At 72.6% G+C, this 234-nt stretch carries 1 pseudogene; it reads left to right on the forward strand.

Going from position 1 to position 234, the window contains the following annotated elements:
* Positions 1-234 (forward strand): annotated as a pseudogene (locus AC0IZJ_RS28795) (histidine kinase); the annotation flags it as partial.

The following is a 234-nucleotide window of genomic DNA, read 5'->3' on the forward strand; positions in this document are numbered from 1 at the left end:
GCTGGGCCAGCGCTTCGACAAGCTGTTCACCGTCGAAGACCGGGCCGCCGGCGCGCCGGAGCACGAAGTGCATGGCGCGACCACGACCGGCCGCTCGTCCGACGACCGGCTGCATGTGCGCAGGGACGGCAGCAAGCGGTGGGTGAGCGGCGCACTGATGGCCATGCAGGGCGGCCCCCAGGGCAGCGAGGTGCAGGGCGTCGTCCAGATCATGCGCGACCAGACCGCGGAGCG

It is taken from the genome of Roseateles sp. AC306 (assembly GCF_979253795.1).